We start from the raw sequence: 5,171 nt of genomic DNA on the forward strand, positions 1-5,171 counted from the left end.
GCTGCCGTCTTCGCGAGCAGGCTCGCTCCCACAGGGGATAAGATTTACTTCAGGCCACTTCGGCTTCTATGGCATAAGCCCGTTCCAGCAGCACGGTAAAGCGGTTGAACGCATCCAGTGCACCTTGCTCAACTTCCGCTTCTTCCTCTGCCGTGAACGGCAACGCATCGAGGGTGCGCACAAAGCTTTTCCAGCCCTCGGCGCGGCCACCTTGCGGTTCAGCCAGATGCCGGGCACCGAAGCTTTCGCTCAACTCCAGCGCCACCGCGCGCTTGATCAGGAACGCCGCGCCGAGCTTGGAACCCTCGGAAACAAAGATCCAGCCCAGCGCCCGCGCCTTGCTCGGGTTTTTAAGCGCGCCGGCCACCGGCGCCGGGACTTGGGTGTCGAGGTCGGCGAGGTCAGCCCTGGCCGCTTCGGCGCGGCAACGGGCCGGCAGATCCGGGACGATCGCGGTCAGTTCGGCATCGTTGTACAGCTCGACCAGTTCCGCCTGGAACAGGTATTGCGCAACGACGAAACGGGCGAAGCTGGCGCGGGTTTCGAATGGTGCGTGGGCTTTGACCAGGGCATCGAGTTTGCTGTGCGGCTCATGGGTGATCTGGTTCAGGCGTTGCGAACGCAGGGTTTTTTCCGAGGCAGTCATGGGGTGTCCTTGATAAATGAGGCGCTTGATAACAAGACGTACGGGCGGGCGGCGGACAGTAAAAAAACCTCACTGCGCAGCGAGAACACGCGCAGTGAGGCCGGGCGGATCAGATGTCCCAGATCAGGTTGATCGCGAAGTTGCGTCCCGGTTGGGTCAGCCGATCGAGGTTGGCCGGTTGCGTCACCGAGGCTTCGCCAACGCTGTCGTAACCGCGCACGTCATCCCACAGCCAGTACTTCTTGTCGGTCAGGTTGTAGACGCCGCCGCTGACGGTGACGTCGTCGGTCACCTTGTAATAGCCGGCCAGATCGAGAATGCCGAAGCCCGGGGTTTTGAACTGACTGCTGACGCCGTCCGGCGATTTGAAATTGCTGTCGTCGACGCGGTCCTTTTTCTTCACCACGGTCCAGCTCAGCAGACCGCCATAGTTGTCCTGGTCGTAACCGAGACCGAACACGCCGGTGAGCGGGTTGACGCTGTTGATCGGCTCGCCGCTGTCGTTGTTGCGACCGTAGGCGTAGGCGATCGAGCCTTGGGTATACAGGCCTTGCGGCGCGCCGAACGCATCCAGGTTCAAGCGACCTTTGACTTCCGCACCCTTGATGGTGGCGCGCTTGATGTTGTTGCTCTGGAAGGTCAACTGATCGTCGCCCGGCTTGACCGCGTCCTCGTTGATGAAGTCGCGGTACTTGTTATAGAACACCGCGATGTCGAACGAACCCTGCTCGAAATTCCCGCGCAGGCCGGTTTCGAAGCCTTTGCTCTTTTCCGGCTCGAGGTCGGAGTTGGGCGCTACGGTGTAGCCGGTGGTGTTGTTCTCGAAACGCCCGTACAGGGCTTTCGCCGTCGGCGTGCGGAAGCCTTCGGCGTACTGGCCGTACCAGGTGTAGTTGTCCGTCAGTGCATAGGTCAGGCCGAATTTTGGCGAGACTTTGTGCCAGGTCTTGTTCTTGTCGCTGACCGTGCCCTGGCCGTCGGCATTCACGGTGTTGAGGAATTCCTCGGTGATGTGCGGCTTGAGCTGGGTGTAGTCGTAGCGCAGACCCGGCAGGAAGGTCCAGTCGTTCCAGCTGATCTGATCCTGGGCGAACAGGCTGTAGGTGTTGATGGTCGGATCGGGGAAATCAGAGGCCTTGGCCAGCACGTCCGCCGCACTGGTCGCGCCAATCGCCGTGCAGCCGCGACCGACGGCCACGCAGGTGCCGTCGCCGCTGCGTGAACCAGTGACTTTCTGCTGTTTGATCGTGGTGCCGTAAGTCAGCAGGTGATCGGTGTCACCGATGGCAAAGGCCTTGTCCAGTTGGGCATCGAACACCCACTGTTTTTCTTCGTAGATCGTGTCGCGGGTACGCAGCACTTTACGGGTGATCGGGTAGTACAACTCCTCGGTGCTCTGGTCGGTCTTGGCGATCTGGTGGTTGAGGCTCCACTTGACGTTATCGACCAGCAGGCTGTCGAGGGCGAACGAGTGTTCGATACCGAAACGCTCGCGGGTGATGGTGTCGTTGCCGGTGCGCCACTGGTACATGCCGCCGGGCAGGACGCTGCTCGGAATGGTCGGCGCGCCGTTGAAATACGGGCCGCCGTAGGCGCTTTTCTGATCGGTGTCGCGATCATCCTTGTACTTTTCGTAGGTCAGGCCCAGGCGCGAATCGTCGTTGTAGTTCCAGCCGAGCTTGGCCAGGACGTTGCTCGCGCGCACGTCTTCCGGGTTGGCGGCGGTGCGCGCAAGGCCGGTGCTGTTGTTGCCGCCGAAGGACTCGGTTTCGTGACCGTCGCGCTGGCTGTAATGCAGCAAGCCGTCGAACTCACCGCTGCGGCCAGCGACGGTGGCGGATTTCAGCCAGCTGTCGTCGGCGGAGCTGTAACCGCTTTTCAGACGCGCGCCGACGCCCTTGCCCGGTTTGATGATGTCGTCGGCGTCCAGCGTGTAGTAACTGACCGCGCCACCAATGGCGTTGCTGCCGTACAGCACCGAGGCCGGGCCACGGAGGATTTCCACACGTTTGACGATTTCCGGGTCGACGTAGTTGCGCTGGCTCTTGGCATACGGGCCGTTGAAGAAGCCGTTGGGGATTTCCACGCCATCGACTTGAGTCAGGATGCGGTCGCCGTCGATACCGCGAATGTTGTAGCCGCTGATGCCGCCACGCTGACCGGCACCGCCAACGGAAACGCCTGGCTCGTAGCGCACCAGATCCTTGATGGTGTTGACGTTGTTGCGGTCAAGCGCTTGGCGATCCTGCACGCTGACCGTCGAGGGCACGCTGTTGACCGACTGTTCCTGGCGAGTGGCGCTGATGGTCACTTGATCGAGATTGAGCGTGCCGCTGCTGTTGCGTTTTTCCAGAACGACATTGTTGTTGCTCAGTTTGCGAAAGCTCAGGTTGGTCCCCACCAACAGGCGCTCGAGGGCTTTCTCCGGCGGCAGCGAACCGCGCACGCCCGGCGACGACACGTTCTGCCCCAACTCGGCCGGCAAACCGACCTGCCAACCGGTCACGGCGGTAAAGGCATTCAATGCCGAAACCAGTGGTTGCTGGCCGATGGCGAAGGCGTAATCGCCCATGTTGCGTGTCGGTTGCTCGGTGGCCGCCAGCAGCGGTGCGGTGCCAGCCATGAGGATGGCCGCAGTCAGCAGCGACAGTACGCGGGAAGGGGAGGAAGTCTGGCGGGTAAGGCGTGAGGACATCGATAGCGCTCCGTGTCGCACGAATCTTTATAGGTGCTGATCGGCATGGTTAGATGCGAATCAATTGCATTGGCTATAACGAGACGTACTGCCATTGGCTATCGAGTAAAAATAATTCTCATTCAGTTCAGAATCACCAGCGCAGGGAATTCCTGCAGGCGCGCCGAGGTGATGTGGGCGAGGGAGCGGACCACGTCGAGCGGCTGGTCGAGACGGTAATTGCCGGTGACGGCGACGTCGGCCAGTTGCTCGTTGTTGTTGATGATCCAGCCCGGGTAGTAGCGGCGCAGCTCGGCCAGCACCTGATTCAGCGGGCAGTTCTCGAACACCAGGCGGCCTTCAACCCAGGCCAGATCGGCATTGGCGTCGAGCTTGGCCGGACGATCAAAACCGTTGGGGCCGATGCGAATGCTTTCCCCGGCGCGCAGGCGCACCCGGGCATCGTTGTGGGTGGCGCGCAGATCGACATCGCCACGTTGCACATTCACTTGCGCGACCCCGTCGAGGTAGCGCACGGCGAATGCGGTGTCGTGGACGCTGGCCGTTACCGGACCTGCGTCGATCTCCAGCGGCTGATTGCGCCCGCTGGCGATCTCGAAAAACGCCTCGCCCTGAAACAGCCGGGCCACGCGCTGTTGATCGTTGATGGTGCTGGAAAACGCCGAGTTGGTATTGAGCAGGACCTTCGAGCCGTCCTCCAGTTGCAGCCGCTGACGCTCGCCAACCACGGTGAGGTGATCCGCTTGAATGCGCATCGGCAGGTTGCTGAAACTGAACAGCCCGAGGATCAGCACCGCAGCGGTAGCCAGCGGTTTCCAGTGCGGGCGCAAGCGTTTGAGAAAAGTGATTTTTACCGGTTTTGCTGCTAGAGCCTCGGCGCACAGTGCGACTTGCGGGCCGTCCCAGATCGCCTGGGCCTTGGCGAACGCCTCGGCATTCAACGGATCAGCCGCCAGCCAGGCATGAAATTGCCGGGTCTGTTCCTCATCCGGGCTGCCGAGCACGATGAGCCAGTCCAGCGCCTGGTCCATTGCAGCTGCAGCGTCCCGCGCCGAATCGGGCGAAGGCGAGCGGTGGGTGTCCGTCACGGTGGTTCCTCAGGGCTTCTGGCGAAGCAGTTTCTAGCTTCAAGCTGCAAGCTGCAAGCCGGATGCAATACTGCTTTTTGTTTTTACTTGTAGCTCGCAGCTCAAAACTTGCCGCTGCCGTTATGTCGTTCGGCAACGCCGATGCAGATCGACATGATCAGTTTCAGTTCCTTCTGCACGGTGCTCAGCGAAACATCAAGTTCATCAGCGATTTCCTGATAGCTGTGCCCGTGCAAACGGCTGAGGATGAAGATCTGCTGCTGACGCGGGCTGAGTTGGCTGAGGCTCACGTTCAAACGCTCCAGCAATTGTTCGGCATGGGCGGCGTCTTCGGCGCTGCTGGCCGGCGCGGCGATGCTCTGTACTACGTCCTGAGGCACGTCATCGACCATGGTCCGCGCATGAATCTTGCGCGCACGCAAATGATCCAGCGCCAGATTGCGCGCGGTCTGGAAGACAAAGGGTTCAAGGTGGTCGATGGCCCGTTCGCTCAACGCCCGGGTCACGCGCAGGTAGGTCTCCTGCAACAGGTCTTCAGCGGTGCTGTGATTGTTGACCATCCGTTCCAGCGTGCGCAGCAGGGACGTGCGCTGGGCGAGGAAGACGTGGTTGAAGCGCGATTGACTCACGGGAGGACCTGATCCATTTCGAGCGAATGATAATGCTTATCATCCAGCTGAATGGTCAAGTGCTGATTTCAATTTGAAATCAGAAACCCCTGTGGGAGCGCGCTTGCTCGCGA

4 protein-coding genes are annotated in these 5,171 nt (G+C 60.8%); all 4 read right to left on the reverse strand.

Translation table 11 applies throughout. From position 1 onward, the window contains the following. Positions 1–49: 49 nt before the first annotated feature. Positions 50–646, reverse strand: a complete 597-nt coding sequence (locus F8N49_RS25395) for a biliverdin-producing heme oxygenase (protein ID WP_151553070.1) — start codon at positions 644–646, stop codon at positions 50–52. Positions 647–755: 109 nt separating this feature from the next. Next, positions 756–3,341 (reverse strand): TonB-dependent receptor, encoded by a 2,586-nt coding sequence (locus tag F8N49_RS25400; protein WP_151553072.1) that lies wholly within the window; start codon positions 3,339–3,341, stop codon positions 756–758. A gap of 122 nt (positions 3,342–3,463) precedes the next feature. Then, positions 3,464–4,429 (reverse strand): FecR domain-containing protein, encoded by a 966-nt coding sequence (locus F8N49_RS25405; RefSeq protein ID WP_024014066.1) that lies wholly within the window; start codon positions 4,427–4,429, stop codon positions 3,464–3,466. A 101-nt stretch (positions 4,430–4,530) separates the two neighbouring features. Then, positions 4,531–5,058 (reverse strand): RNA polymerase sigma factor, encoded by a 528-nt coding sequence (locus F8N49_RS25410; RefSeq protein ID WP_016773525.1) that lies wholly within the window; start codon positions 5,056–5,058, stop codon positions 4,531–4,533. Positions 5,059–5,171 lie beyond the last annotated feature (113 nt).

Source organism: Pseudomonas sp. GXM4 (assembly GCF_008923895.1).
Lineage (GTDB): Bacteria > Pseudomonadota > Gammaproteobacteria > Pseudomonadales > Pseudomonadaceae > Aquipseudomonas > Aquipseudomonas atacamensis.